General features: G+C 64.7%; 22 protein-coding genes. 9 read left to right on the forward strand and 13 right to left on the reverse strand.

Annotation, left to right across the window (positions count from 1 at the left end; translation table 11 throughout):
• Window positions 1-32 precede the first annotated feature (32 nt).
• The gene (locus M4D77_RS04225) at window positions 33-509 is read right to left on the reverse strand and encodes a hypothetical protein (RefSeq protein WP_249356385.1); all 477 of its coding nucleotides are present in this window, start codon (window positions 507-509) and stop codon (window positions 33-35) included.
• Between the two features lie 101 nt (window positions 510-610).
• Window positions 611-1,207, reverse strand: a complete 597-nt coding sequence (locus tag M4D77_RS04230) for a TetR/AcrR family transcriptional regulator (protein ID WP_226512227.1) — start codon at window positions 1,205-1,207, stop codon at window positions 611-613.
• A 36-nt stretch (window positions 1,208-1,243) separates the two neighbouring features.
• Here M4D77_RS04230 and M4D77_RS04235 point away from each other — a divergent pair, with 36 nt between their 5' ends.
• On the forward strand, window positions 1,244-2,200 hold the full coding sequence (locus tag M4D77_RS04235; protein ID WP_171011641.1) for a DMT family transporter: 957 nt from the start codon (window positions 1,244-1,246) through the stop codon (window positions 2,198-2,200).
• A gap of 28 nt (window positions 2,201-2,228) precedes the next feature.
• On the opposite strand, the gene M4D77_RS04240 is transcribed toward M4D77_RS04235, so the two are convergent.
• Window positions 2,229-4,013, reverse strand: a complete 1,785-nt coding sequence (locus M4D77_RS04240) for a DUF3556 domain-containing protein (RefSeq protein ID WP_259935608.1) — start codon at window positions 4,011-4,013, stop codon at window positions 2,229-2,231.
• Window positions 4,014-4,142: 129 nt separating this feature from the next.
• On the opposite strand from M4D77_RS04240, the gene M4D77_RS04245 reads away from it, so the two are divergent.
• Window positions 4,143-7,511, forward strand: a complete 3,369-nt coding sequence (locus M4D77_RS04245; protein ID WP_259935609.1) for a DEAD/DEAH box helicase — start codon at window positions 4,143-4,145, stop codon at window positions 7,509-7,511.
• Between the two features lie 13 nt (window positions 7,512-7,524).
• Here M4D77_RS04245 and M4D77_RS04250 read toward each other — a convergent pair whose 3' ends face one another.
• A complete protein-coding gene (locus tag M4D77_RS04250) occupies window positions 7,525-8,496 on the reverse strand; it encodes a hypothetical protein (RefSeq protein ID WP_259935610.1) in 972 nt (323 codons plus the stop codon).
• 120 nt (window positions 8,497-8,616) lie between these two features.
• On the opposite strand from M4D77_RS04250, the gene M4D77_RS04255 reads away from it, so the two are divergent.
• Window positions 8,617-8,853 carry a hypothetical protein gene (locus M4D77_RS04255; RefSeq protein ID WP_259935611.1) on the forward strand — a complete coding sequence of 79 codons (237 nt, stop codon included), beginning with the start codon at window positions 8,617-8,619 and terminating at the stop codon, window positions 8,851-8,853.
• Window positions 8,854-8,939: 86 nt separating this feature from the next.
• Window positions 8,940-9,362, forward strand: a complete 423-nt coding sequence (locus M4D77_RS04260) for a hypothetical protein (protein ID WP_259935612.1) — start codon at window positions 8,940-8,942, stop codon at window positions 9,360-9,362.
• A 16-nt stretch (window positions 9,363-9,378) separates the two neighbouring features.
• Here M4D77_RS04260 and M4D77_RS04265 read toward each other — a convergent pair whose 3' ends face one another.
• On the reverse strand, window positions 9,379-10,104 hold the full coding sequence (locus M4D77_RS04265) for a GNAT family N-acetyltransferase (RefSeq protein WP_259935613.1): 726 nt from the start codon (window positions 10,102-10,104) through the stop codon (window positions 9,379-9,381).
• A gap of 180 nt (window positions 10,105-10,284) precedes the next feature.
• Here M4D77_RS04265 and M4D77_RS04270 point away from each other — a divergent pair, with 180 nt between their 5' ends.
• Window positions 10,285-10,830, forward strand: a complete 546-nt coding sequence (locus M4D77_RS04270) for a hypothetical protein (protein ID WP_065631195.1) — start codon at window positions 10,285-10,287, stop codon at window positions 10,828-10,830.
• A gap of 130 nt (window positions 10,831-10,960) precedes the next feature.
• Here M4D77_RS04270 and M4D77_RS04275 read toward each other — a convergent pair whose 3' ends face one another.
• Both M4D77_RS04275 and M4D77_RS04280 read right to left on the reverse strand, forming a co-directional pair.
• Window positions 10,961-11,479, reverse strand: a complete 519-nt coding sequence (locus tag M4D77_RS04275; protein WP_259935614.1) for an OsmC family protein — start codon at window positions 11,477-11,479, stop codon at window positions 10,961-10,963.
• A gap of 254 nt (window positions 11,480-11,733) precedes the next feature.
• Window positions 11,734-11,958 carry an amphi-Trp domain-containing protein gene (locus M4D77_RS04280; RefSeq protein ID WP_065631193.1) on the reverse strand — a complete coding sequence of 75 codons (225 nt, stop codon included), beginning with the start codon at window positions 11,956-11,958 and terminating at the stop codon, window positions 11,734-11,736.
• A gap of 198 nt (window positions 11,959-12,156) precedes the next feature.
• Here M4D77_RS04280 and M4D77_RS04285 point away from each other — a divergent pair, with 198 nt between their 5' ends.
• On the forward strand, window positions 12,157-12,801 hold the full coding sequence (locus M4D77_RS04285) for a hypothetical protein (protein ID WP_259935615.1): 645 nt from the start codon (window positions 12,157-12,159) through the stop codon (window positions 12,799-12,801).
• Here the strand turns inward: M4D77_RS04285 and M4D77_RS04290 are convergent.
• From M4D77_RS04290 to M4D77_RS04300, 3 genes are read right to left on the reverse strand one after another with little or no spacing between them, the layout of a single operon-like run.
• Window positions 12,785-13,852, reverse strand: coding sequence for an HNH endonuclease (locus M4D77_RS04290; protein WP_137810112.1), 1,068 nt, complete (start codon window positions 13,850-13,852; stop codon window positions 12,785-12,787). The genes M4D77_RS04285 and M4D77_RS04290 overlap by 17 nt on opposite strands.
• Before the next feature lie 10 nt (window positions 13,853-13,862).
• Window positions 13,863-14,342, reverse strand: coding sequence for a 5' nucleotidase, NT5C type (locus M4D77_RS04295; RefSeq protein ID WP_065631191.1), 480 nt, complete (start codon window positions 14,340-14,342; stop codon window positions 13,863-13,865).
• A gap of 60 nt (window positions 14,343-14,402) precedes the next feature.
• Window positions 14,403-15,284 carry a TY-Chap domain-containing protein gene (locus M4D77_RS04300; RefSeq protein WP_247451008.1) on the reverse strand — a complete coding sequence of 294 codons (882 nt, stop codon included), beginning with the start codon at window positions 15,282-15,284 and terminating at the stop codon, window positions 14,403-14,405.
• Window positions 15,285-15,538: 254 nt separating this feature from the next.
• Between M4D77_RS04300 and M4D77_RS04305 the strand changes: the two genes are divergently transcribed.
• The 3 genes from M4D77_RS04305 (at window position 15,539) to M4D77_RS04315 (ending at window position 22,523) form a co-directional block, all read left to right on the forward strand.
• Window positions 15,539-18,340 (forward strand): PD-(D/E)XK nuclease family protein, encoded by a 2,802-nt coding sequence (locus M4D77_RS04305; RefSeq protein WP_259935616.1) that lies wholly within the window; start codon window positions 15,539-15,541, stop codon window positions 18,338-18,340.
• A 1-nt stretch (window position 18,341) separates the two neighbouring features.
• Window positions 18,342-21,572 carry an exodeoxyribonuclease V subunit beta gene (locus tag M4D77_RS04310; protein ID WP_259935617.1) on the forward strand — a complete coding sequence of 1,077 codons (3,231 nt, stop codon included), beginning with the start codon at window positions 18,342-18,344 and terminating at the stop codon, window positions 21,570-21,572.
• A gap of 210 nt (window positions 21,573-21,782) precedes the next feature.
• The gene (locus M4D77_RS04315; protein ID WP_137810108.1) at window positions 21,783-22,523 is read left to right on the forward strand and encodes a hypothetical protein; all 741 of its coding nucleotides are present in this window, start codon (window positions 21,783-21,785) and stop codon (window positions 22,521-22,523) included.
• 66 nt (window positions 22,524-22,589) lie between these two features.
• On the opposite strand, the gene M4D77_RS04320 is transcribed toward M4D77_RS04315, so the two are convergent.
• The 3 genes from M4D77_RS04320 to M4D77_RS04330 all read right to left on the reverse strand — a co-directional run bounded on the left by M4D77_RS04320 (window position 22,590) and on the right by M4D77_RS04330 (window position 25,918).
• Window positions 22,590-23,696 carry a protein kinase domain-containing protein gene (locus tag M4D77_RS04320; RefSeq protein ID WP_259935618.1) on the reverse strand — a complete coding sequence of 369 codons (1,107 nt, stop codon included), beginning with the start codon at window positions 23,694-23,696 and terminating at the stop codon, window positions 22,590-22,592.
• Between the two features lie 84 nt (window positions 23,697-23,780).
• Entirely contained in the window at window positions 23,781-24,332 is a 552-nt protein-coding gene (locus M4D77_RS04325; protein ID WP_259935619.1) for an LppP/LprE family lipoprotein, read from the reverse strand.
• Window positions 24,333-24,421: 89 nt separating this feature from the next.
• The gene (locus tag M4D77_RS04330; RefSeq protein ID WP_247451016.1) at window positions 24,422-25,918 is read right to left on the reverse strand and encodes an ADP-ribosylglycohydrolase family protein; all 1,497 of its coding nucleotides are present in this window, start codon (window positions 25,916-25,918) and stop codon (window positions 24,422-24,424) included.
• Window positions 25,919-25,947: the final 29 nt, after the last annotated feature.

A 25,947-nucleotide genomic window follows, 5' to 3' on the forward strand; every position in this document is an offset into this window, starting at 1 on the left:
GCCCAGTAGTTGTCGTGCCGTTTGCGATTGTGTCAGGCGGTGACCGCCCGGGGGGCGTGTCGCGGGTCCGTTGTCCGCGGCGGGATCACGGGCGACAGGGCCAGGGCGATGGTGCCGGTGACCGTGAGATGCGCGGGGGCTTCGGCGTGCAGGGTGCGACGATGCCGGGACAGGTCGACGACGGTGATGTCGACCATGGTCGCACCCGCCAGATGTGACCCCGGGAAGGCGACGTCGAGCAGTGCGGAGTGAAGCGGGAGGGCGGCGTCGACATGGACGACGACGCGTTCCCGGGCGACGATCGCAGACGTGACCCGGGTGACCAGCGTCGGGAACCACACCCCGGTCGGGCACAGGGATTGGCAGACGGGCTCGCCGTCGGCATCGAGGTAGAACGCGATCTTGCGGTGCAGCGATTCGGTGCGGAGGGACAGGTCGCCGGCGACGACGTCCGGTCCGACGGTGCGTAACGGTGTTCCCCACGTCGCGGTGTCGAACGATCTGGTCACGGTGACGCCTTTCAGAGAGGGCAGTATGTCGAACAAGGTCACCGCATCAGATCTACTCCGCATCATGTTGCTGCGGAACGCATCCGGGCGCTAAGAGTTCGTCAATTCGACTGCTGGCCGTCGAAGGTCTCGAGTGCGAAGTCGCGAGCCGCGTCGAGAGCTCCCGGCTCGACCCCCATCCCGGCGGTCACCAGCGCGCCCTCATGGAGGATGAACAGTCGCTGTGCCAATGTGTGCGAGTCGGGCACGCCGGCCTTCGTCGCGATCGAGGTGAAGAGGTCCTGGAGCTCGTGCTTCTGCCCGACGATGATCGAGAACGCGGGATGCCCGGGATCGCTGATCTCGGCGTGCGCGTTGATCATTGCGCAGCCCTTGTGGCCGCGGTCCTCCGACCAGTCCCGCGTGGCGTCGAAGATCGCCGCGAGTTGTGCGCTCGGCGACGCATCGGCGGCGTCCAGGCGGGACCGGAGGAACTCTTGCCAGGCGGCGTTGCGGGCACGCAGATACTCGACGACCAGTTGCTCCTTGGAGCCGAAGCGGTCGTAGAGCGTGCGTTTCGTGACGCCCGCGGCTGCCGCGATGGAGTCGACACCGACCGCGTGGATGCCGTGTTCGTAGAACAGTGCCGAGGCCGCGTCGAGGATGAGTCGGGCCTTGGGTGTCCACTCCACGGTCGAGAGTGTGGTCTCGGCAGTCACATGACAAAGACTACACCGATCGGTAAGGTCGTCGGCATGCGAACTTCACAGATCGGTATACCTGCGCGATGGGTGACAGTTGTCATGTCGGCGGTGTTCGTCGTCTGTTGGTCGTCGGGTTTCATCGGCGCGAAGCTGGGCGCGGGTGAGGCGCCGGTGCTCACGGTCCTCATGTGGCGATTCCTGGTGGTCGCGGTCGTACTCGGGGCCGCGGTGTACTTCCGGTGGCGTCGGCGTGGCCTCGCGCCGATGTCCGGGCGAGCGGTCGGTTCCCAGGTCGTCATCGGTGCGCTCTCGCAAGCCGGCTACACGGTCACGGTGTACTGGGCGATCGCTCTCGGCGTCAGCACCGGGACGACCGCACTCATCGACGGTGTCCAACCGCTCGTCGTCGCCGCACTGGCAGGTCCGTTGCTCGGGGCGGTCACCCACCGACGACAGTGGTGGGGTCTGCTCGTCGGGGCGGCCGGGGTTGTACTGGTCACCTGGTCGGACGCGACGTCATCCGCGGACGCGCCGTGGTGGGCGTATCTCGTCCCGCTGCTCGGTATGGCCGCGCTGGTTGCCGCCACTTTCTGCGAACGACGCGTCGTCGACCCGCCGTCACCCATGATCATCCTGGCGATCCACTGCGGCGTCTCCGCGGTGATCTTCACCGCGGCAGGCCTTCTCGCGGGGGTGGCGGTGCCGCCGGCCGACCGCACCTTCTGGCTGGCGATCGCCTGGCTGTCGATCCTGTCGACGCTCGGCGGTTACGGGCTGTACTGGATACTTCTACGACGGTCCGGCGTCACCTCGGTGAACACGCTGATGTTCCTGATGCCGCCCGTCACCGCGGTGTGGGGCACCGCTATGTACGGCGAACCCTTCGGCTGGGCAACGGCTCTCGGGCTTGCCATGGCCGGTGGCGCCACCTGGGTCGTGAATCGGGCGGAGTCGTCGACCAAGGTGCGTGACCGGCGCCGGGCTGCTGAAGCTGTGGGGGCATTGTGATCCGCCTGGCGGACCCAATCGCCCCGACTCACCCGGTGGGATCTGCCCGGCCGTCGTCGGCGCGCCAGGTCACCGTGACGGGAACCTGGTCGTCCCACGGCTGTCGCGTGACCAGGTCGGCAACGCGTACGTATCCGCGTTCGAACTCGCCGATGGCCGGGTCGACGAGTCGGTATTCCTGCGTCTGACGGAGGATCGGCTGCGCGTCGAGCAGCACGATCCGGACCTCCCCGGGCTCGAAATGACAACGCCGCTGTAGGGATTCGATGAGCTGCTCGTTGGAGAGATGCCCGTCGCCGAAGTTCCATCCCATCGCCGTGCTGCAGATTCGTTCGCCGTCGGTCAGTACATACTCCGACTCCGCAACGCCGTTCTCATCCGGCCCGCTCGCTCCGCTCCCGGCGCCGGCCATCGCTCGGTGCGCCAACGTGAACAGGGCCCGACCGTGACTGTTGAACGAGCGGAACGCATATCCCATGTAGAGCGGTATCTGGGCCGCTTCGGGGCTGCCGTAGAACCGTTCGAGCTGCGCGGCCGGCATCGACGCGATGGCGACGATGCCCTGTTCGATCTTCGCCGACGCGGACGGCTTGATGCACCACAGGCCGGTGTCCCAATTGCCGGCGTAGTAGCGCATGCCGGGCAGGAACGAGACCTTGCGCGGCATCAGGTTCCCGATGATCACCGTGCCGGCAGAAACTGCGAACAGCAGTAGCGGCCAGGGTGATTGGAGGTCGGCGAGTCCGATGTCGGGGTGACCCACGAAGATCGCCAGGATGCCGAACATCATGAAGACGTTCCACTCCAGCGGGACGCCCATCGGGATCGACGACAGGATGCCGAAATGGAAGATCAGCATGATCGTCGCCGCCACCGCGGTCACCCACCCGCCGTGGGAGAAGAACAGGACGAGCGGCACGAGTCCTTCGACCGCAGTGGAGAAGTGCGCGATCCATCGTGATCGACGGCCCGGCCGCAGGTCGTCGGGAAAGCTCTCGAAGAACTTCCGTTTGATCTTCGGGGAACGCCAGATCGGGTTGTTGGACATCATCGTCGCGATGACGAAGGGAAAGTGTTTGTTCAGCTTCGACGTCGCTGCCCCGAGCCAGATGCAGAGGAAGACCAGCTTCGCGGCGATGATCATGTCGACCCCGCTGAAGAGGAACGCCACGGTGAACGCGCCGTAGACCTCACCGCGCGCCGCGAGGAAGACGGTCTTGTCACGCAGACCGATCGCCGCGAGCACACCCAGGACGGCCCAGATCTGCCAGCTGGGGAGGACGCCGACGGTCGTGTCCAGCTCCGGGATCGCGCCGCTACCCGGACTGAACAGCGCGATGACCAGCAAGGCGAGCAGGGCGCCATAGAGGATGACGTCGACCGGGTTACGGGAATCGCCGGCAGTCAACGGGATCCGTGGCCATGGTGGCTGCCGGATCGTCTTCGGGCGTAGCCAGTAGAGGATCGAACCCAGTGGCGGGAAGAACCGGTTGTTCAGCGGACCGAACCCGCATCCCAGACCGACGACCTCGAACAGCATCGTGTAGAGCACGACCTTCTGGAAGACGATCGGCTCGCTGTACCAGTCGGTGACGTCGAAGAAGCCGTCGATCCCGGGTGTGCTGATCACGACGACCCAGCCGACAAGCACGTAGAGGAGGATCTTGCCCACATAGAACAGGTGCAGCGCCACCGGCGTCCCGAACCCGACCTCGGCCCAGTGCCGCGCCATCGGCTTGATCTTCTCCGCGCGCGTGCCCTGACTCCAGGTCGGGAAGTCGATCTCCGGCGTGGTCTGCTTCAGGAATCCCATCGACGAGAAGCTAACAAACCAAGTGCTTGCTTGGCGCCGATTCGGTGACCCTGTGGAGAAACGTGGATGACATCCGATGCGGTGCAGACGTCGGGTCCCGCCGCCGGCAGAATCGCCTAGCCTCGTCGTGTGGCAGCGTTCGATCAGTTATCGCCCGCGGAGTCGGGCCTGTTCGTGGGTTTCGACGACGCCACGATCAGCCGAGGTGCCGCTTACGCACGGCAGGGGCGCGTAGCTCTCGACGACTGGGACCCGCTATTCATGTCGGCGACCGGGACCTGCGTCGGTTCGAGTGGCGAACTCTACTCACTCGAGATCGGGTTCGGTGACGGCGCCCGCGGATACGTGGTCGATGTCGCTGAATGCGACTGTCCGGTCGGTGCCAACTGCAAGCACGCCGTTGCTCTGGCGCTGGGGGTGATGCGTGCTGGGCTCATCGGTGCGTTGCCTCAACACGTTGGGCACGCGTCGGAGCCGTGGCGGACTTTGCTGGGTGACCTTGTCGCCGGTGCCACCTCGAAAGAGCCGGGATCGGCTCCCATCGGTCTGCTCGTCGAGCTCGACGATCCCGAGTGGATGAGCCTGAAGACGGTGACATTGCGCCTGGTGACCCCCGGCAAGAAGGGCAACTGGGTACGCACGGGGATCACGTGGAGTTCCATCGAGCCGGGATATGTGACCGAGTACTACAGGTCCACCACCGACCATCCGGCTGAGCACTTCGACCCCGTTCACCTGGCACGAGTCCGTGCCGTCCACCTCTGCGCCGGGGACAAACACCTGTACGGGACCTCCCAGGTTCACCGATTGGACCAGGCGTCCGCCGAGATCTGGACCGCTCTACGGGCGGCGGTAGACGATGGTGTCGTACTGGTGGCGCACAAGTCGACGGGCGCCAAGAAAGTCGAGCTGCTTCCACCCGCGACGCCCGCGTTGACCGTTGATCGCGGCGACGAGGGTCTCGTGGTGTCGGGCGGTGTCGACTTCCCGACCGTCGGGCCGTCCGCGGACGACGCTTTGATGCTGTTCGGCTCGGTACCTCACGGAGCGAGCCTGGTACGAGGCGGCACGATGTTCCTGGCGCCGCTCGTCGACGACGGGTCGTCGAAAGCCCTCCGGGCACTTCTCGACGCCGGAACGATCAGGATTCCCGACACCGACATCGCGGAGTTCGCCGACGAGGTCCTCCCCGACCTCGCCGGTCGGATGTCTGTGACCGTGGCCGAAGGCGCCGTGACCCGACCCGAGATCACCGGTCCCGACGCGGCAGTCACGCTTCGGGTCGCCGACGATGGCGGCGCGCACCTCGAGTGGGGTGTCGTCTACCGCGTGAACGGGAGCAGACGATTCTTCCCGTCCGGGCAGAGCTCGGGGTTCGGTGACGACGTGGCCGAACGTCGCCTGTGGAAGCAACTCCGTGGTCACCTCGAAGCTGCGGCTCGGGTGTGTGATCGATGGCAGATCCAGGTGGCCGGGTTTCCGGGAAGCAAGTTCGCAGACGATCCGGAACTCGCCGAGATGACGCGCGACGAGGCTCTCGCATCGGCATCGATTGCGCTCCTGACCCGCCGTTACCGTTACTCGCCCGTCGACACTGCGCGGTTCGTCACCGAGGTCGCCCCGGAGCTGCGGGCTGACGGGATCGAGGTGGAGATCGTCGGCGAGCTCCCCGACTACCGTGCCGCCGAGGTCGTCCCCGAGATCGGTTTCGGTGCCGAACGGTCCGATGACAACGACTGGCTCGGCCTGTCGATCACCGTCGAGGTCGACGGCGTCGCAGTGCCGCTGCACCAGGTGCTGACGGCGTTGTCGAACGGAGCGACACACATGCTGTTGCCCGACGGGGCCTATTTCGTGCTAGACACCCCGGAGCTGCAACGCCTGGCCGAACTGGTGGCCGAGGCCCGCGCACTGGGTGAACTCGACCGTGGGCGGGTCCGCCGGGATACGCACAACGCCACGTTGTGGGACGAGCTGCTCGAACTGGGGACGGTCGACGACGATCTTACGAAGTGGCGCGAGCAGTTGCGTCGTCTGGCCGCCGCGACACCGCCGGTGCCTTGTCCGGTGCCGACCGGGCTGCATGCGGACTTGCGTGACTATCAGAGGGCCGGCCTCGACTGGCTGAACTTCCTGTGGGAGAACAGAATCGGCGGAGTGCTGGCCGACGACATGGGGCTGGGCAAGACCCTCCAGTCCCTGGCATTGATCGCGAAGGTCATCGAGGAGGAACCGCAGGCTCGCTTTCTCGTTGTCGCACCGACCAGCGTGATCTCGAACTGGGCGGTCGAAGCGGAACGGTTCGTACCAGGTCTGAGGATTGCAACGGTGACCGAGACGAGCGGACGGGCGAAGATCGCGTTCGCCGATCGTATTGCGGGAGCGCAACTGGTCGTCACCTCGTACGCGCTGATGCGCATCGGGATCGACGAGTTCACATCGGCCAGTTGGTCGGCCGTGTTCTTCGACGAGGCACAGTTCGTCAAGAATCACGCGAGCAAAGCTCATCAGTGCGCTCGCCGTCTTGATGCCGAGGTCAAGATCGCGATCACCGGCACGCCACTGGAGAACAACCTGATGGAACTGTGGTCGCTGATGGCGTTGACCGTGCCGGGTCTGTTCCCGTCGGCGAAGACCTTCACGTCGTACTTCCGGAAGCCGATCGAAAGTGGCACGGAGCCCGGGCGGTTGGCGTTGCTACGACGACGGATTCGTCCGATCATGCTGCGGCGCACGAAGCACCAGGTCGCCACGGACCTGCCCGCCAAGCAGGAACAGGTGCTGTCGATCAGCCTGAACGCGAAGCACGACAAGCTGTATCAGACGCGCCTCACTCGGGAACGGCAGAGCGTGCTCGGCCTGCTCGACGACTTCGAAGCCAACCGGTTCCAGATCTTCCGATCGCTCACCATGCTCCGGCAACTGAGCCTGCACGCCGGGCTCGTCGACGAGAAGCACACCGACATGGACTCGGCCAAGATCGAGTTCCTCGTCGAGCAGATTCCCGAGCTCATCGCCGAAGGTCATTCCGCCCTGATCTTCAGCCAGTTCACCGGTTTCCTCCGATTGGTCGAACGCGCCCTCGACGATGCCGGAGTCGAATACAGCTACCTCGACGGATCGATGACCGCGCGTCGGCGCACTGCGGCGATCAAGCAGTTCACGAGCGGGGCGTCGAAGGTGTTTTTGATCAGTCTCAAGGCGGGCGGTTTCGGGCTGAACCTGACCGAGGCGGACTACTGCTTCGTGTGTGATCCGTGGTGGAACCCGGCGGCCGAGGCCCAGGCCGTGGACCGCGCCCATCGCATCGGTCAGACTCGTCCGGTCACGGTCTATCGCCTGGTGTCGGCGAACACGATCGAAGAGAAAGTGGTTGCGCTGCAACAACGTAAGCGCGACCTGTTCGACGCCGTCGTCGACGATGGTGACCTTTTCGGCGCCGCCATCGGCGCCGATGACATCCGCGAGTTGCTCGGCGGGACCACGCCGGGGGGCTGACGAGCGAAGCCGCCTAGGGCCCGACGATGTGCGGCTCAGGTGGGTCGAAGCTGGGATTGTCCGGAAGCGGTGTCTGACCCAGACCGTCACCGATCTCCTTGATGGTCTTCACTCCCGACAGCTTCGACGCGCCGCGGCGGGCGAGCGAGTCGTCGTACCACTCGAACCACGGATAGCCGTATCGCTGGTACTCGGTGATCGTCGGTGGAGCATGGTGCGGTGCGGACCCGGTGAGATCGTGCCATGCGTCACTGTTGACGATCCGCACGGTCGCCTCGACGGTGTCGCCCACCGCCCAGTTCTCGCGCGGCTCGAGCGGACTGGCGATGGACTGGGTGATCGACCCACCCGCGCCGAGGCCCATCGCGGAGTCGGATGTAGGTGCGGGACAGAAGTTCAGGGTGCCGAGATCAGCCGGCGGCTCCGGTGTCGCGCGTCGAGCAGCCAGGCGCTCGTTCCATGTCGACGCGCGGAGGGGCGTGACCTGGATGCGTATCGCGCCGTCGTCGGACCCGACGAGCTGCTCCGCGGCGGTGTAACCGGAGCCGAGTGGCATGGCGACGAACTGACGGACGGATCTCTCGTCGACGCGGAAACCGTCGAGCCAGGGTTGTTCGGGTACCTCGAAATAGTCCTCGGCGTCGAAGTCCACGGTTTGCGCGAAATCCTCGCCGGTGATCGCATCGATCCCGCCGACAGACATGCGTACGAGGAACGGGTAGTCGGTCGGGGAGGTGAAGCGAAACCATGCCGCCTCGGCCTGCCACATGGGGAGCAGCGTGTCGGACTCGGACCAATCGGCATGCCGGCCTCGAAGTCTGCCTGCGTTCGTGAGGTGGAAGCGTCCCAGCCCGGGCGGTAGACCGAATGTGGTCTGGTCATCGGGGACGCGCAGGGTTCGCTGCACTGCGATGGACAGGCGGGCCTCGGCGTGGACCTCCGGGAATGCGAAGTCTAAACAGTCGTCGTCGATGGTCATGGGCATTGGGGACCTCCACGGAGTCGGTTGTGGCTCGAGGGTATGCACGGGGTCCGACATCTTCAGGCGTGCGCTGTCCTGCACAGGAATCGGCCACCTCGTCGTCAACCGTGGTGTACTGGATTGATGATGTACGTCGTGATTGCCGTCTTCGTGGTGGTCATGGCGGCGGCCCTCGTCGTCTTAATGGGAATGGCCATCGGCGCGTTCTCGGCGATGTTCTCGGGCATGCGCGACGACCGACGCGCCCGGAGGTCGGAGGTACGGTTGCGGTCGGGCAACCCGGGCCCGGCGCGGGCACCCCAGGACTCCCCGACGGATCCGACACCGGCGCACTCGACCGCTTCGCATCCGACCCGATAGGCCAGATCGCGTGGACGACCGCGGCGGTTGCCGACCGCATCAGTGAACTACCCGCGTGGCGTCTCGACTTCTTCGATCGCCACTCCGTGCGCGTCGACCTGGGCAGTGAGGTCACCGCAATCGCGAGCGCGGCCGTCGGCCTTCGCGACCAGTTCGCGCTGCTCGGCGAGGCGCCGTCGGGACACCTGGCCGCCGACCCGGAAGTGGTCTCGACCTTCGCCGACAAATCGTTCCTCCTTTCGGGGCGACTCGACGAACTCGTGCGGCGACTCGAGGCGTTCGCCGGGTACGAGCAGATCGTCGCGCAGATTCAACATCGCCAGGAGAAGCAAGCGTGGCTCGACCGTGTCGGTGAGATCGACGATTTCGAGCACGCCGTCGCCACCGAATGGGATCGGGCAGAGGCCGATCGGGTGCGGCACCTGGCCGACGAATCGGATGTGCTGGCCTCGATCTACCTCGATGAGATTGCGCCGCTGGTGAAATCGCTGAGGCGCGATCGACTGTAGGCTTCTGGCACCGTGATCACTTTGGGGCAGTGACGATCTGGAACAGCACTTCCCGGCGGACGACGAAGCCGAGCTGCTCGTACAGTCGGATTGCGCCGACGTTGCGGGCATCAGCATGCAGGATCGGGATGTCGCCGCGTGCCCGGATGCGGTGCGCCAGGTCGAGTACGAGTCGTGAGGCGAGTCCGAGGCCGCGATGGTCGGGGTCCGTGCACACGGCGCTGATCTCGGTGTATCCCGGTAGGCTCAACCGTTCGCCACCCATCGCGATGAGGCGGTCGTTGCGTCGGATCCCGACGTAGGTGCCCATCTCGATGGTCCTCGGCCGGAAGGGGCCTGGGCGGGTGAGTCGGACCAGCTCGGTCATCTCGGGCACATCCTCGTGCGCCAGTGTCACGGCTTCGTCGTCTGGTCGAGTGTCGAGTCCGGCGTCGATCATCTGCACGCCGGGCAGATCCATCGTCGTATCCCATTCGGCGGGAGCTCGATTCGTGACCACCGGCAGGAACAGGGAGCCACCCGGACCGACGAGTTGGGCGGCGTCCGACCAGTCTTCCGCGGTGGGGGAGTCGGGCAGAGCCGCCATGGGGCATACGTCGGGGTGGTACCGCAGGGCCGCACCGTGGCGCTGCGCGAAGTGGGCATGCGGTCCGGTCAGGGACGCGAGAGCCGGATTATCGAGCATCGCGTGACCTGCGACGCCATGTTCGGATGTTCGTTCGTCGGTGATGCGGTCGGTCACACGGTGACGATACGCCCGCGCGGTGGGGGCCGGTGCTCGGGTGTCTTCGCACTTCAGGGTCGTCCGCCGAACCCAGGGCGTCCTGGCCCACGCAGCACCGTGACCCGCATCCAGGTCTCGGTGCCAGATAAGGGGACGTCAGGTCGAGGCTTTGTCGGACCCCTGGGCGAGTATCGACATATGACTGAATGGATACCGCTGATCGGCGGATTGGCTACTGCGTTGATCGGCGCGCTTGCTGTGACTGTGAAAGCGCGCGGCGACATGGCTACCAAGGGGAGCTGGGAGAGAATAATGCTGCTGATAGAGATCAGCGAGAAGCTGCCGGAAGGCAACCTGCGTCTTCGGCTCGACCAGTACAGGGATGTGCTCGTGCGCGGCGCACTACTGAGTTCCACCCGTGTTCGTGCCCGTTGGTTTCTTCTTCTGTTCGTTCCGGGTGGGATCCTCGCTCTCACCGGCAGCGGTATCGGACTCGCGGGAGTGATAGCCGACGACGCTGCAATGGAGTCGATCGCAATGTCGCTGTTCTGGACCGGTTTCGTAGTCATGTTGCTTGCGCTGTTCGTTCCGATGGCGCCGCAACTGCCGCCTGGGGCGCCGCGCCGCAAGGCCAACAGCGAATTGATTGAATTCAGAAGACAGGTTCTCGAGGATTTCCCGAACATCGAATCCGAGAAGGGCCTTTCGATAGCTTCGGATGTCCTCGCGGCGATGAGACGGTAAGTGGTGTAGCCCAAGAGTCTGAAGTTGGATCGTTTGATCACTGGATGACGATGCGCCCGGTTGGGTACGCGAGAATCCGATAGCCGACTCGTAGACCAGACGGTCGCCGAGTCCGAGAACTTCGGAGTCCTCAGGTCAGTACGATCTCCACTGGCACCGCGTTGCCGAGGGTGTGTCCGACAGGTGAGCTGGCCCGGACCTTGGCGTGCAGTTCGTCGAGCTTCTCGCGCGGTGCGTCGGAGTCGAGTGTGACTCTCGCGGTGATGGATTCGAAGCCTGCGTGACCTTCTGCAAGGCCGAGGAACACGTGCAGGTCGAGGTCGCCCTTCAGGTCGATTCGCAGGTCCTTTAGTTCGATGCCCGCAGTGGTGGCGTTCGCGGCATAGCCGACAGCCAGGCAGTTGCCCAGGGCGCCGAGCAACTGCTCGACCGGGTTGGGTGCCGTGTCGCCGCCACCGAGGACGGCGGGCTCATCTGACGCCACAGGCGGGAAGTTTCGAATACGGGCCTCGGATGCGAACGAACCGGTCCACCGGACGTGCGCGGCCCACGTTGTCTGTGCCTTGGTCGCATCTCCGTGGATCGCTGCGACCAATTGGCCGACGGCGTCTATGTCCACGTCGTTGAGGCGGGTGGCGGTCTCGGTCATGGTGCTCCTTCGACGGTCTGGTTGCCGACGAAGCTATCGGGCGCAGCTGAGTACGCCGACAGTCTGCATCACCGTGAGCGGAACACTTGGATGTTGTCGCAGCCAGGAGCATCCTGCACCACAGGGGTCAGTACCCCCGCGACCGCCAGACCTCAACTCGATGGCCAGACCTCGATCGAAGTCCAGGAGTCGAGATGAGGTTCGCCGGTGGCCGGGTCACCCAACGGACTGTTGAGTACAGACGCTGCGCCTGTCTACCAGGAGATCTCGATCTCCAGCTCGGACTCCTCGGTGCCCCGTTCGATCTCGATCTTCAACTGCACCGTGTCCGGGATGTCGACGCGCACTGTCTTGTTGTTCTCCACATACGACACTTCGTTGTGGCGTGCGATCGCGTCGGCGAGTTCGTGAATTCGCTTCGCTGCTTCTTCACGGGTGAGCTGTGTCTTGGTCTTGTGCTCGAACAGTTCGTCGCTCATCAGTCCATCTGAGCCCACCGCTGGAGCGCGGTCAAGCGTGTCGCGTGCCGAAGTCGAGAGTTCACCGCAGCTCAATGCGGTGGCAGTGGACGCGTCCAGTATATTGTTCAGCATGCTGAATAATATGGGTGAACGACGCGCCGTGCGTACGGCAGTGGAAGCTCGGGTGTGAGTGTGACACCCGTGGATCAGGTCTCGGTGCCGCTCGCACTGTTCGACTATGTGCCGGTCGTGCTGGGTGCGGTCGGAGCCTTCCTCGTCGCGCGACGCCTGGGGGCGGCGCTTGCGTACATCGGTGCCGCGATGATCTTCGCGGGTGGGTTTGCCAAGGCGACGGAGAAGCTCTTGTCGGCCACTGGTATCGCGGACATCCCGAGGCTCGCGGATGCCCTGTTCCCTGTGATGGGTTGCGGGTTCCTGCTTCTGGCCGCTAGCGCGTGGGGAGTCCGCAATATTGCTCTCGCGGCGCCCGTAGTGGGTGCGGCTGCCATCGGCGTCGCGGTACCGGATATCGCGGGCCGGTACCTGGTCGGTGTCATCGTCGGAGCCACCGCGCTGTACGCAGCTCTCGCGCGCGACGCATGGCGCGACCGAGATGTGACGACGGTGGCGTTTCTGGTGGTCTGTCTGGTGGGCACTTACACGTTGGGGCCGTTGGCAGGGCAGGAGCAGACGGTCGCGTTGCAGTGGGTCGAGCAGTCGATCAACACGTTCAGTCAAGGAGCATTCGCTGTCGCGGCCTGGCGTCTGAGCGTCGGATCACGGAACAGAGTCTCGGTTGGGACGTTCGCCGAGGCGCAGCGAACACGTGTACCGAGACGCGGACCTAGGCGTTCCAGCTGATGTCGGTCCGCGCCAGTAGCGTGATGGTGTTGCGGTCCAGCCAGATTGGCGTGTTGATCGGCTGGGTGGCGTAGAGTCCGCGGCTCGCCGCGACGACGCGGTCGTACTGGCTCGGCCAGTTGATCTCGCTGGCGATGGCGTCGAGCGTGGGCCTCCCGCGACCAAGGGCGCGCCTCACGTGGGTCGGGGCGGGAAGCCGATCGGACTTGCTGGAGTTGCACACCTGGCAGGCCACCACAAGGTTGGTGAGTCCGTCGATACCTACGCGCGACCAGGGAAGGATGTGGTCGACGTGCCGGTTGCGCCGAATTGTGTTGCCGCAGTAGAAGCACACTGCCCCGAACTCGTCGACCAGTGCGTCGCCTGCTCGCTGCAGGGATACGCGGTCGGCGCCGAACAGATGGTGCGCTAAATCGGGGCCGTCGTCGAGGATGTACTTGTTCATGCGTCGAACGTCGTCGATCCAGGCGAGCTGAAAGGCCGGCTTGAGCAGCGGTGCCAAGCGGGCGAGCGCCGTGCATACGCCGGGGAACAAGGTCAGCTTGTCGCCGTGTGCGGTAACCACTTTCCGGGAGTCGGTCCCCATCCAGGAATCGTCGTACAGGAAGCGCGAGTTGGTGTCGCCTGATGTCAGGTTCTGGAGTAGTTTCAGCGGGTACCTCACCAGCGTGCGTTTGACTGTCGAGTGTGCGGCTCGATAAGCGTCAGAGTCGTGGGGCCCGCCGACTCTGAGCCCGCTCACCCGTGGCCCCACATTGGACGAACCCAGAGTCGCAACGACATTGAAGATGACTCCGCGACCGTCAGTGGACTGACGAAGTCGGTGACCGTCGAGCGGTCGCAGCTGTCGCGCGTACAGTTCGATGACGCGGTCGGTCAGGTCGTCGAGGCTGATGTCGACTTCAGCGTTTGCGTCGGCGGGAACCGACTCGACTGCGAGGTCCAACAGTGCGACGAGCACGGCCAGCTTGTACGTTGCCGTCCGCCTACCGCCCTCGAGAATCGCCACGAGTTTCTGCCCGAGCTCGAGCGGATCGGCGGGCGCGGACATGGGGTCGAGTCTATGTCGCTGCCAGCGGACGCATGTGCGCGACGACCTTCTCCCAGTTCTCGTAGTCCGGCTGCCCGAAGTGGATGTGCTCGCCCTGGAATTGCTCGACCCCACGCGCGGTCCGGTCGTCGATGATGTAATGGCCGAGATTCAGATTCTTGTGATGCGAGAGAATCAGGCGTTTGTAGGCGGGCGAGTCTTCGCCTCGACCGAAATGCAACTTCACCCAGAGCAGTTTCTCGGTCCAGGCCAGCGGATTGTCCCACGGTGCGGTGGACAGGATGTAGGTGTCGAACAGCCCGGACAATTCGTGAAACGCTTCGATGGCGCCGGGCATCGGCTCCATCAACGAGAAGATTCCCGGGACGTCATCGAGGTCGCCGTGGAACCGCTGCTGCTCGGCCTCGCTCAGTTTCGCGATGCCGGACTCGAAGTCGACGAGAGTGTTGTCCATGTCGATGTAGAGGACTTTCTTGGAAGGTGTGCTCATGGTTCCTCCTGTGGTGAGAATTGAACTGTCACATTGAGAGTGGGTCGCAGTCCCCGAGCGTCAGTCACTGTTGTGCTGGAGCCGCGGCTGCAGGTTGACGATCCTGTCACCGGCGGGCCTACCCCGTCGAACGGTCTGTAACCGTGGGGCCGGGTGAAGCCGGTCGTGGAGTCGGGGCAGCCCGTTGTCGACGAAGTCGAACCACTGGTAGAGCCCCGTGAACAGATGGTCGCGTCCGAAGCAGCGGGCGTCGACGCGTCGAACAGCCCAAAGGTCGGTTCCGTCGAGGACGAACTCGACGGTGGGGTAGTCACCCGCGAGATCGTCGAGTAGGCCCTGAGTGAATCGCGGGCGCCTGACGTCCGATTCGAGGTGCCCGAAGATGTCGATACACGGAGCGTCAAGGGAGATGCCGATCGACGACGTGAAATGCGCTGTAGGAAGTGCGATGGTGGCGTCGGAACGGATGGGGAAGGACCCGCCGCAGAAGGTGGCGAGTTCGTCGCGGATCAGCAGGCGGAACCGATCCGGTCCGAGATTTTCGGGGTCGATCACCGGCGCCCGGTCTGGACGGGGCCGACCGACATCACAGATGAAGCTGGGATCCGGGACGTTCCAGACTTCGCGCAGCGTCTGCGCGGCGATCTCCGCCAAGGCGGCGGGTCCCTGGTGCCGTTCGCAGGTCAAGCGCCCGTCAGTTCGTTTCCGCCAACCGGACGTTCGAATGAGATCGTCCAAACCGGTCGTCTCACAGGCGATGGTGGCGTGCAATGACCCGTGTCTCCGCCGGCCGAATCGCAGAGCGAAGCGGAGGCCGGTGTTTTCCGTCGGCATGACGAAGACGATGTCGTCGAGTTCCATCGTTGCCAGCCGAGCTGTCAGCGTGCGTTCGAAGTGAGCCCACGCCGTTTCTACGGCTGCCTCGAAGGTGTCCTTGGCCATGGTTGTCTCCTTTCCGGCCACGTTCGACCTCGACGAGGACCCGAACGCGGGCGAGCTGGGGAGTGCTCTCGAATGGGAGCGGTGAGATGGTCCGCGCCGTAGCCGGCGCAGGATCACTTGACGCCCTCAGGATAGAACGCAGGTCCGACACTCTGTAGCCGGACATCGCGGAGAGGCTCTCGACCGAGAGCACCACGACCCACCGGTCAGTCCAACATCGATGATGTGTCAGACGGACCAGGCATCATGACCCCATGCCCCCGATCGACCTCCTGGCCGAAGCTGTTATGCGGATGAAAGCTGGTGCGCCACTCGCCAAGGTCAGTGTCGTCGTGCCCGACCACGGCTCCGGACGGGATGTCCTCCACAGTCTGGCTCGAGCAGGGTCCGTGGCCAGCACTAGCGTTCTCACGCTTCAGCAAGTCGTCTCGAATCTCGCGGGTCCAACTCTCGCACCTCGCCTGGCACTCGCATATCCACTGCTGGAAGCCGCGATTGCGCGAGTCTTCGCCGACGTCCCGGGAGTCTTCACCGACGTCGCCGACCAATCCATCACGGCGCAAGCCCTCGCCGGCGCGGCTTGGGAACTCACCGCAATCGACGAGCCGCGGGTGGACTCACCGACGCCCCTGGTCGCCGACCTCCTCCGCGTATATCGCGCAGCGATCGAGCGTCTGATCACCAGGTACTACCTCCCGCACGAGGCGTATGCGATTGCAGTTGAACGTCTGGCCGACCTCGGCGCGGTGATCGTCTACCACCCTGTCAGCAGGACCCGCGCCGAGCAGAAGCTCCTGCGTGCACTCCAACAACACGGTGAGACCGTCGAACAGGCGGTCACCGTCTCGCCAACCCGGATCATCCACACCTCTGACGCCGACGACGAGGTCAGAGCCGTTGTCCGCCTCGTGCGCAAGCATCTGGCCGGGGGCACACCCGGCCACCGCATCGGCGTCTTCTACGGCAGCGATGACCCATACCTACCACTGCTCCACGAACACCTCACCGCCGGTCACATCGCCTTCACCGGGCCCGAATGCCACACGCTCGTCGACAGACCCACCGGCCGTGCACTACTCGGGCTGCTCAAGCTCGACCTCGACGGGATGCCGCGCCGCGAACTCTTCACCCTCCTCGCCGGGGGTGCAGTCCGGCGCCCCGAAATCGACGACGACCCGATCTCGCAACGTCGGCTCGAACGCCTCACCCGCGAGGACGAACCCATCGTCGGCGGCGCCGACTGGGAACGACTCACCCGTGTCGGTGCACATGAAGAGCATCATGCGATGGCCGTAGCGCTGTACACGTACGTCAGACAGCTGCAAGCCGACCTGCACGCCATCGTCGAAGCGCCCGACTGGACCACCGCGGCCGGACGGCTGGTTGCACTGGTCGACCGCTACTTCCGTACACCCACGCGCGAGGTCGCTGCGGCCGACTTTGCCACTACCCGGGCCGACTGCATCAGCCTTGCCGGCATGGACGGCATCGCACCGCCGCCGAACGCTGCGCGCGTTCTGGATGCGGTCAGCGTGCGCCTGACTGCGCACCGAACAATGCATGGAGACTCCGGCGCAGGCGTGACCATCGGACCGATCGCCGCGGGCGCCGGGCGCGACCTGGACGTCAGTGTCGTCATGGGCAGCGCTGAAGGGATCATCCCCGCACCCCGCCGCGACGATCCGCTGCTACCTGCAGAACTCACCGGCATCACCGCCCGCGAGCGTATGGAACGGCAACGTATCGCCTTTGCGAGTGCGGTCAGCACAGGGCGCACGGAACGGATCGTCACGTTCCCCCGCGGCAACCTGCGCGGTGGCGCGGAGAGGGTGCCGTCACGATGGCTCATCCCGGCGATGGGCGGACTGGCCGGTCGTGACGTCAATGTCGTGAACTGGCAACGCGAAACCGAGAACGTGGAGCCGATCGTCGCGGTCGAATCTTTCGACGTCGCCGCCCAGCGCGCCGACGACCGAATAGGTGCATCAGCCGCATCCGACACCGAATGGCGGCTCCGCGAGCTCGCAGCCGTCCCCGCCGATCAACGCCGCGGCGCCCTCGACGACCCGATCATCAACCTCGGCATGAACCTGCGCAGCGACCGCCTGAACGGCCGCTTCACCCGGTTCAACGGCAACCTGTCGACGGTCAAGGAGCTGATCACCACCTTCGACCGCCCGGTGTCGCCGACCGGTCTCGAACTCTGGGTGCAAAGTCCCTATCAGTACTTCCTCGAACACATTCTGCAGCTCCGTGCGCTGGGCGACCCCGACGAGGTCGCCCAGATCGACGCCCTCACCCGCGGCACTCTCATTCACACGATCCTCGAGCGCTACGTTCTCGACACCATCGACGGCGCCGAACTGGACCTCGCCCGTCTGCACCTCGTCGCCCATGAGGTACTCGACGAAGCGCAGGCCAACAGTCCCGGCTGGCTCGAGCAACTGTGGGCCAAAGACCGCGGCATCATGCTCCGCGATCTCGCCGACTGGCACAAGCACAACCGCGCCGACCAAGACGATGGCTGGCGCCCGACGCACGCTGAACAGACATTCGGCACCGACTCGGCAGCCGAGGTGTCACTGGCGTTCGGCGACAACAGAATCCGCTTCCGCGGCCAGATCGATCGCATCGACCGACACAGCGGCGGCCGCATCCGCGTCACCGACTACAAGACCGGCAAGGGTGACAAGTACAAGGACCTTTCCGACGTCGCTCCCACCAATTCGGGGCTACAGTTCCAGCTCCCCGTCTACGGACTGTTCGCCCGCACGCTAGGAGCCGACGTCGAGGCCCGGTACTGGTTCGTGACCTCCACAGGCAAGTTCGCCTCCATCGGCTATCCCGTCACCGACGACGTCATCGCGACCCTGATCGACGACATGGCCCTCGTCCACCGCTCGATTCTCGCCGGCCACTTCCCGCCCAAGGTCGAGGACACACACTGGGAGCTGCCGGTCATCGACCTCCTCGGCCGCGCCGGACTCCGCCGTGCCTGGGCTGCGTTGGAGGACGTTGACGAAATCGCCGACTATGTACGGAAGTACGGAGGCTGACATGACCGCACTCCCTCTTGCCGACCAAGCAGCCCGCGATCGGATCACCTCCGACACCGCCACCACCCTGTTCGTCGAAGCCGGCGCCGGCAGCGGCAAAACCCACTCCCTGGTCGGCCGCATCTGCCGGCTCGTCCTGCACGACGGCATCGAACTCGATCGGATCGCCGCCATCACGTTCACCGAGAAGGCCGCAGCCGAACTTCGCGAACGAATCCGAGTCGAGTTGGCTGAGCACGACACCGAACGTGCCCGCGGTGCCCTCGAACAGATCGACACCGCGGCCATCGGCACCCTGCATGCGTTCGCCGCCCGCATCATCAGTGAGCATCCACTCGAAGCCGGTGTACCCCCGCGCATCGCGGTCGTCGACGCGATGGGGTCGCAGCTGTCGTTCGAACGCCGCTGGCGACGCATGCGCACCCGCCTTTTCACCGACGCCGCGCCGCCGATTCTCGTCGACGCCATGGGCATCATCATGGCGGCCGGCGCCTCGCTCGATCAGATGCGCGCGCTCGCCGACGCACTCGACCGCAACTGGGACCGCCTCACCCTCGACGACAACCCACAAGGCATCGCTCCCGCACACATCGACCGCATGCTGTGGGAGGCAGACGCGATCGCCGACAACCTCGCCGATTGCCTCGACCTCGACGACAAGCTCGCGCAGAAGCTGACCGAGCTGCAGGAGTGGCGCATCCTTGTTGCGGCAGAACGGGATGCGACAGGATGGATACCCGTCGCGGCTCTCTGTCCAGGCCCGGGAAACGTTGGCACAGGGAAGAACTGGCGCGGTGGGTCCGCTCAGGTCAAAGAGATCAAGACTCGAATCAAGGCGTTGCGTGACGAGATCTGTCCCGACATCGTCGGCACCTATGTCGACGGCGCAGTTCGCGTGGTGGTGCGGCATCTGTCCGAGATCGTCCTCGACGAAGCGCGCGAGCGGCAGCGGAGCGGCCAACTCGAATTCCATGACCTACTCGTCCTTGCACGCGACGTGCTCAGCAATCACGCCGTCGCCGCGACCACCCACGAGCGCTACCAACGGGTGCTGCTCGACGAGTTCCAAGACACCGACCCGCTGCAACTCGAGCTGGCGCAACGCATCGTCGCCGGCCCCGACGAAGCGGGCAGGCTGTTCACGGTGGGTGACCCCAAGCAGTCCATCTACCGCTTCCGCCGGGCCGACATCGCCGCCTACATGGCCGCGCGTGACCAGACCCCTGCCGCCGACGTCGTCCAACTGACGACCAACTTCCGCTCCACACGGCCGGTCATCGAATGGATCAACACGGTGTTCGGTCGGATGATCGTCGCCGACGGTCACGTCCAGGCGACCTACACGCCGCTGGACCCCGTGCCGAGCAGGCCTCGGTGGGACATCGAGTGGGGTCCGGAACCATTCGTATTCCCTGACAACGACGAGCCCGTCGACGATGAGGCTTCGCTGTCGCCGGCGGAGGCGATTCGAGCACGGGAGTCTCGCGATGTCGCCCGGATCATCGCAACGGCTGTCGACAAGGGCTGGTGTCGAGAGTCGCGAGCCGACGACGAGACCTACGAGCATGCGGCATTGACATGGAAAGACATCTGCATCCTCATCCCGTCGCGCACGGTTCTGCCCTTCCTGGAGAAGAGTCTGGATGCGGCAGGGATCGAATTCCGTTCGGAAGCGTCGAGTCTCGTCTATTCGACGCAGGAGGTTCATGACCTGCTGGTGACCTGTCGGGCGCCGGCGAACACCGCCGACGAAGCGGCTCTCGTCGCGGCGTTGCGCACACCGCTGTTCGGTTGTGGCGACGACGACCTGCTGCGGTGGAGCACAGCGAACGGCCGATGGAGTATCCACGCCGACGCTCCGACCGAGGTGCTCGGATCCTCACCCGTTGCCGCCGCATATCGGTACCTGCGCGAGCTGTCGTTCGAGCTCGGTGACCTGAATCCCGGTGCCCTGCTGAGTCGGTTGGCGACCGACCGACGCGTCTTCGAGGTCTCGATGGATTCGCCCCGACACCGCGACGTGTGGCGACGACTGCGGTTCGTCATCGATCAGGCTCGCGCGTGGTACGCCGAGGATCGGGGATCGTTGCGCGACTACATCGACTGGGCCGACACCCAGGCCGACGAAAACGCGCGTGTGGCCGAGACCGTCCTTCCCGAGATCGGCGTGGACGCCGTGCGGATCATGACCATCCACGCCGCCAAGGGTCTGCAATTTCCGATGGTCGTGGTCGCCGGGATGAGCGGCGGATTCCGCACGCTGCCGGAGTCCTTGCTCTGGGATGCGAGCGGCACACTGCAGGCATGCGTGTCGAAGTCGGTGACGTCGAAGGGGTACAAGCCGGCAGCCGACGCGGAGAAGGTCCACGCCGAGGCTGAGAAGAAGCGACTCCTCTACGTTGCCTGCACTCGCGCAGAGAGTCACCTCGCCGTTTCCGGATACACGGGCAAAGGTGCCTCGTGGGGTGCGACGCTGGCTCCCGCGCTGGACGGTCTGCCGAACAGGGTGCCCGAGCTGATCGAACCGGTACGACGCGACGACGATCCGATCGAGCAGTTCGAGCGGCAGCCCTGGGATGAGTGGACAGCCGAGACGGCCGCAATCGAGGTGTCGTCGGCGTTGCGTGCGTCGTACTCGGCGACGCGGATAGTGCATGGTGATGATGCCGCCGAGGTTGCGCTGCTGGAACGCTACCGTGAAGCCGGTCTCTTGACTGTCACTGCAGGAGAGCGTGTTTCACCCGGCATTGGAGGCGTCGACAGCGGGGCTTCGCTGGGCACCGCCCTGCACGGGGTCTTGGAGCAGACCGAGTTAGGCGCGGTCCTCGACGAGACCTTCGAGGCGGTCGCCCGCCAGGCTGCTGCTGCCGTCGGCATCGTCGACGTCGACCACTTCGTCGCACTGGCCCGATCTGCACTCGAGTCCGAACCCGTCCATCGCGCGGCTGTCGGCGAGCACTGGAAGGAGATGCAGCTCGCGGGGCTGGGTCCCGATGGCACAACGGTGGTCGAGGGCATCGCGGATCTGGTCTACCGCGACCCCGACGGCGGACTCGTCATCGCGGACTACAAGACCGACGTCGGTGTCGCTGCGCACACGCTCGAGGCCTACTGGGCGCAGCTGGCGATCTACGCCGATCTGCTGCGAAAGGCGACGGGGGAGAGGGTCGTTCGACTGGAGTTGGTGTTCTGTCGGGTGGGAGCGGCAGCTGTAATAGCAAGGAGTGTCTGATGCGCGCCGGTATGGAATCGCGGGGATCAGCCCACGGCCGCAGTGGACGGACCGGTGGACGCTCTGAGTCCGATAAGTCTCTCGCGCCGGGGCGTGCCCCAAAGCTGGGACGTGCACGCAATGTCCAGATTACTGTCGGCGCGACGGTGGACAAACTGAGTCGGCATGGATCAATGATGGTGGGCACTACGGTAGGAAAATCGAGGTGGCATGATGCAGCTAATTTCTTTTTATGAGAAGGATCCTGTCAAGACCGACGACGCGTCGGTCTTACAGTTTCCGTTCACAGAGGCCAGCGACTATACCTTCGGCAACGAACCGACAATAGCGAAGGTCATTTATGTTAGACATCCACGAATCGAGGCGCGGCTAGTTCCCTATGGGCAGTACGACACGTTGGTCATGACGGACAAGTTCAACGAGGCTCTGCGAATCGTCCAGACTCTAGGGGCACACACTGTCGTCACAAAGAGTTTTCGCGGTGGCGTGTCGCGACTGTCAATTCGGGGACGAATTCCTCAGGCGGGAGGAGGATCTGCAGACCTCTCGAGGACCACTCGAGAAGAAGTGGCGTTCGAACAGTTTGGTACAGGGGGACCGCCTGTTGACCCGGGCCAGAGCGTCTATCCTGATGAGGCAGGCTTTGAGGCTGCTCGTCGTGCTGTGTTGCTGAATGGTGCTCGACGGGTAGCGATCAACATCGAGAGCCAGTCGGCGTTTCGAATGGACTCAGATATCGCCAACCGGTTGACGAAGATCGGGTTCTCGTTAGGCGCGAGTGCTGAACGAACTCAGGTCCGATTACTTCGGTTGGAGGCTGACTTCCCTGAGGAAGGGAAGCTGCACTCCCCTGATGCTGGTAAATTGGGGAGCCTGGTCGATCCAAAAGAGCCGCTCGATCCGGATGGAACATCAGAAGATGGTTCTCGACGCTGGCGCCGAGCTCGCTGATTGAGCACTAACTCGAACTCGTAGGGCGACATGGATCTGCCATTTTTTGAGAATGAACAGCACGGGTCAGCGGTTGAGCAATGTGCTTAACCGCTCCTCGTTGATGACATGGATTCGTTCGCCGCGACGTTTGCGTTCGCGGACTTCGAACAGCTTGCTTCCCTCGCCAACCCCTACCGTATTCGCCATATTGCCGGCCCGGACGAGGACTGTCGTCTTGTCGGTGACCGTGGATTGGACGGTTCCACCGGCGCGACTGATCATCTGCGCCAACTTGCGTTGCGACCCGGTGGCGAACCGACCTGTGAGCGTCACATGATGTCCCCGTATCGATTTCGGCCCGGACTTGTCTCTCATGTCGACATCTCGTAGCTGCCGAAGCGCCTGAGATGCTTGCAACCCGCTCACGTATCGAAGGCCGTGATGTGCGGTGGCGTGCCACATCCAACATTTCAGATCGTCGGGGATGTCCAAGTCGCGGATGCCGCCCACGTGACTGCTGTCGAAATCGTTGCCCGTCAGCAAGGTACCGGCTAGCAACCCGACCTGGTAGATGTCCACCCACGTTGCCCAGTTCTGTCGTTCGTCCATGTTGTTCGGGGAGTAGGCAGGGGTGTAGGCGTCGATAGCAGAGCGTCTGGGGGTCAGCGAATGTTTGGAAATACCGAAGTCGCCCAGAACGAGATGCCCATCTCGGATGAAGACGTTGGCGGGCTTGATGTCACGGTGGGTCACGCCACTTGCGTGCATGAGTGCGAGCACTTTCAGCAGGCGGCTGATCTCGCGACGGACTCGACCTGGAGTCCAACCGTGCCAGTCCCGGTCGTCTGCCAGATCGGCGACGGTCCCTTCGGGCATGTACTCCGTCACAAGGACATAGCGAGTGCGCCGGCCCGCCCCGGTGCCGAACGCAAACGAATCGAGAAGCTCGACCACCTCCGAGTATCCGGACAGCAGGTTGCCGAAGTGTGCCTCGCAATGCCAGTCGTCAGCGGACGCACAGATTTTGACGCAGACGGTGGTGGCTTTGCGTTGTCCGCGGCCCGACATTGCCGTCGCGCGGTACACAGAGCCGTAACCTCCACCGGCGATGTACGCCTGAATACAGTACTTCCGGCCATCGTCGTTGGTGATCGTCTGACCTGTGCGGAGCCGGGGTGAAGTCGACGCCATCGTTCAACGATAGGCGTCGCCGGCAGACGTGAGACCGAGAATCGAGAACCTTCGCATCTTTACCCAAGCTATGAAAGTCGCTTGTCACACCCCCGGCGGCAACTCCCCGAACCTGAACACGCGGTCGAAGACCTGTACGAAAGTCGATGAGACCGGGCCACCCGTCGGATTGGCATTGGCGTCCGCGGCACGTGGCCAGCGGTAGGTCACGGTGACGCTCACCGGAGTGAATCCGCTGACCCGGGTGTGTCCGGTCGGGCGGTTGGTGACACCAAGGTACTTTCCGGGCCGGAAGAGCAGCACCACGGCCGGCGACGAGACGGTGCCGCCCGCGACGTCGAACGTCGCCCACATCAGGGACGGGCAGTTAGGCGCGCGATCCAGCGATCGCGCCATCGGTGCGCGACGCGCTACCCATCGCAGTCCGGGCTGCCCGAAAGGGGGACCGACCGCGCGGAGGCCGAGCTTGACCTCCGACGAATTCAGATCGAGGCATAATCCGTGCCCCGCTGTTCCGGCCACCGGTTGGCTCCGTTGCGGAGCAGCTGATGCTGCGGGCGCGGCCAGGGTGATGGTCAGTAGCGCAACCGCGACCACGATCAGTTGATGGACGGCACGTAGGCGTGAGCCGGACATGGTTGTCTCCCCTGGGAGCGTCGGACGGTGGATGCAGTTGCGAAGCTACGCCGGTGAGGCGCCGCGGTTGCTGGATTCGGCCGAGGCGGTCAAATAGCTGCGATCGAAGACGAGCCGGCGTCCCACACGAGTCCGCGACCCCGTGCCGCCGGTAGTAGTTCGAGCACCTTCTGCTGTACCTCAGCGACCGGATGGCCGAGCAGGACACCGTAAGCGACAGCCACGCTGGGTGTTCGCTGGTGTCCGGCCACGCAGTGCAACAGCACGGTTCTGCCCTGGGCGCGCAGACCACGAACCGCGTCTGCGGTGTCGGCGATCACGAACTCCAGGTTCGGGTTGTCGGCTGGATCGTCGGAGTCGATCAACCGTGATTCGACGATGTCGGCAGCGCCCGCGAAGCAAGTCTGACGTCGACCGACCCGGCACATCGACACCACTGCGTCAGCCCCATGGTCGACCGTGGCGTGCGTCCCCAACAACACGCCGTCGTCGTACGGATGCGCCACCACCTCGGTGGCGACATGCTCCCGATAGCGGACGTCTTCGACGGTCGGCCATCCCTTCGGATCTGCGCGCCCGTCGCGCGCGGCCAAGGTGCCGAGGCGCACCAGGTCCCGCGCATCGCTCGGCCGGTCCTCCGGTGAGCAACCCTGCCGAGGCCAACCGTGTAGCGCGCGCCTCCAGGACCAGGGCACCGCGCTTGCGCCCCAACGGGCACCGAGTAGACCGCCCGCGATTGCTGCGACGGTGTCCGTGTCGTTCCCGATGCGGATGGCGGTATCGAGCGCGTGCTGCAGGTGGCGGCACGGAACGTCGTCCGGGATCGGCGTCTGCATGATCGCGGCGACGGCGGCCTGGAGCGCGGTCACCGTGAAACCGTTGGGAGTGAACGTTTTCGGATCTACGGTCGTCGCCTCGTCGAGCCATTGCGACCACCGCGACCTGCGGTCGGAGGGCAACAGGTCGAGGCCGGTGGACACAGCGACCCGCCCGGTGAGCACGGCTGTGCGGATGGCTTCGGACCACAGCACACACGAGTCGCCGGCCAGCGGGTCGGCGTGGGTCAGCTCCGCTACGGCGCGGGTGGCGATCGCCAGTCGGTCCCGGTCGTGGAGGTGCGCCAGCGCGACCGGTGCGGTTCGCATGAGCGCTCCGTTGCCTGCCGACCGCGGATGTGTCTGCGCAAAACGCGCTGCCTCGTCCCGCATGAGGGACCCGACGCGCTCATGGTTGGAAGCTGACCCGCGTCGAACGGCGCTCAGCACCGCGCGGGTCTGTACTCCGACATCTGGTGGGTTGCCGTCGAACCAACTCAGAAAGTTCGTCGCGATGGCGTCGATCGCGTCCTCAGAGGTGAGATCGGCGCCCTTGGCAGCAACGAGTGCGATCGCCATGGCCATCGACGTGTCGTCGCTCCACTCGCCGGGTGCGAAGTCGCCCAGTCCGCCGCCGAGCATCATCGGTCTCTCGTCAGAACCCAGACTTCTGCTTTCGAACTCGTACGGAACGCCGAGCGCGTCCCCGGCGGCTGTACCGAGGAGAACCCCTGCGGCTCGGTCGAGTTGGGCGATGGTGAGTCGACTCACGTGAGGTCCTTTCAGTCGGATGGGTGGGA

The organism is Gordonia sp. p3-SID1431 (assembly GCF_025143765.1).
GTDB classification, from domain to species: Bacteria; Actinomycetota; Actinomycetes; order Mycobacteriales; family Mycobacteriaceae; genus Gordonia; species Gordonia hongkongensis.

Excerpts from the sequence above, each read along its gene's own strand:
- M4D77_RS04235 (WP_171011641.1), top strand. The coding sequence starts at position 1,244 with ATGCGAACTTCACAGATCGGTATACCTGCGCGATGGGTGACAGTTGTC.
- M4D77_RS04240 (WP_259935608.1), bottom strand. The coding sequence starts at position 4,013 with ATGGGATTCCTGAAGCAGACCACGCCGGAGATCGACTTCCCGACCTGG.
- M4D77_RS04250 (WP_259935610.1), bottom strand. The coding sequence starts at position 8,496 with ATGCCCATGACCATCGACGACGACTGTTTAGACTTCGCATTCCCGGAG.
- M4D77_RS04255 (WP_259935611.1), top strand. The coding sequence starts at position 8,617 with ATGATGTACGTCGTGATTGCCGTCTTCGTGGTGGTCATGGCGGCGGCC.
- M4D77_RS04270 (WP_065631195.1), top strand. The coding sequence starts at position 10,285 with ATGACTGAATGGATACCGCTGATCGGCGGATTGGCTACTGCGTTGATC.
- M4D77_RS04275 (WP_259935614.1), bottom strand. The coding sequence starts at position 11,479 with ATGACCGAGACCGCCACCCGCCTCAACGACGTGGACATAGACGCCGTC.
- M4D77_RS04280 (WP_065631193.1), bottom strand. The coding sequence starts at position 11,958 with ATGAGCGACGAACTGTTCGAGCACAAGACCAAGACACAGCTCACCCGT.
- M4D77_RS04290 (WP_137810112.1), bottom strand. The coding sequence starts at position 13,852 with ATGTCCGCGCCCGCCGATCCGCTCGAGCTCGGGCAGAAACTCGTGGCG.
- M4D77_RS04295 (WP_065631191.1), bottom strand. The coding sequence starts at position 14,342 with ATGAGCACACCTTCCAAGAAAGTCCTCTACATCGACATGGACAACACT.
- M4D77_RS04300 (WP_247451008.1), bottom strand. The coding sequence starts at position 15,284 with ATGGCCAAGGACACCTTCGAGGCAGCCGTAGAAACGGCGTGGGCTCAC.
- M4D77_RS04305 (WP_259935616.1), top strand. The coding sequence starts at position 15,539 with ATGCCCCCGATCGACCTCCTGGCCGAAGCTGTTATGCGGATGAAAGCT.
- M4D77_RS04310 (WP_259935617.1), top strand. The coding sequence starts at position 18,342 with ATGACCGCACTCCCTCTTGCCGACCAAGCAGCCCGCGATCGGATCACC.
- M4D77_RS04315 (WP_137810108.1), top strand. The coding sequence starts at position 21,783 with ATGATGCAGCTAATTTCTTTTTATGAGAAGGATCCTGTCAAGACCGAC.
- M4D77_RS04320 (WP_259935618.1), bottom strand. The coding sequence starts at position 23,696 with ATGGCGTCGACTTCACCCCGGCTCCGCACAGGTCAGACGATCACCAAC.
- M4D77_RS04325 (WP_259935619.1), bottom strand. The coding sequence starts at position 24,332 with ATGTCCGGCTCACGCCTACGTGCCGTCCATCAACTGATCGTGGTCGCG.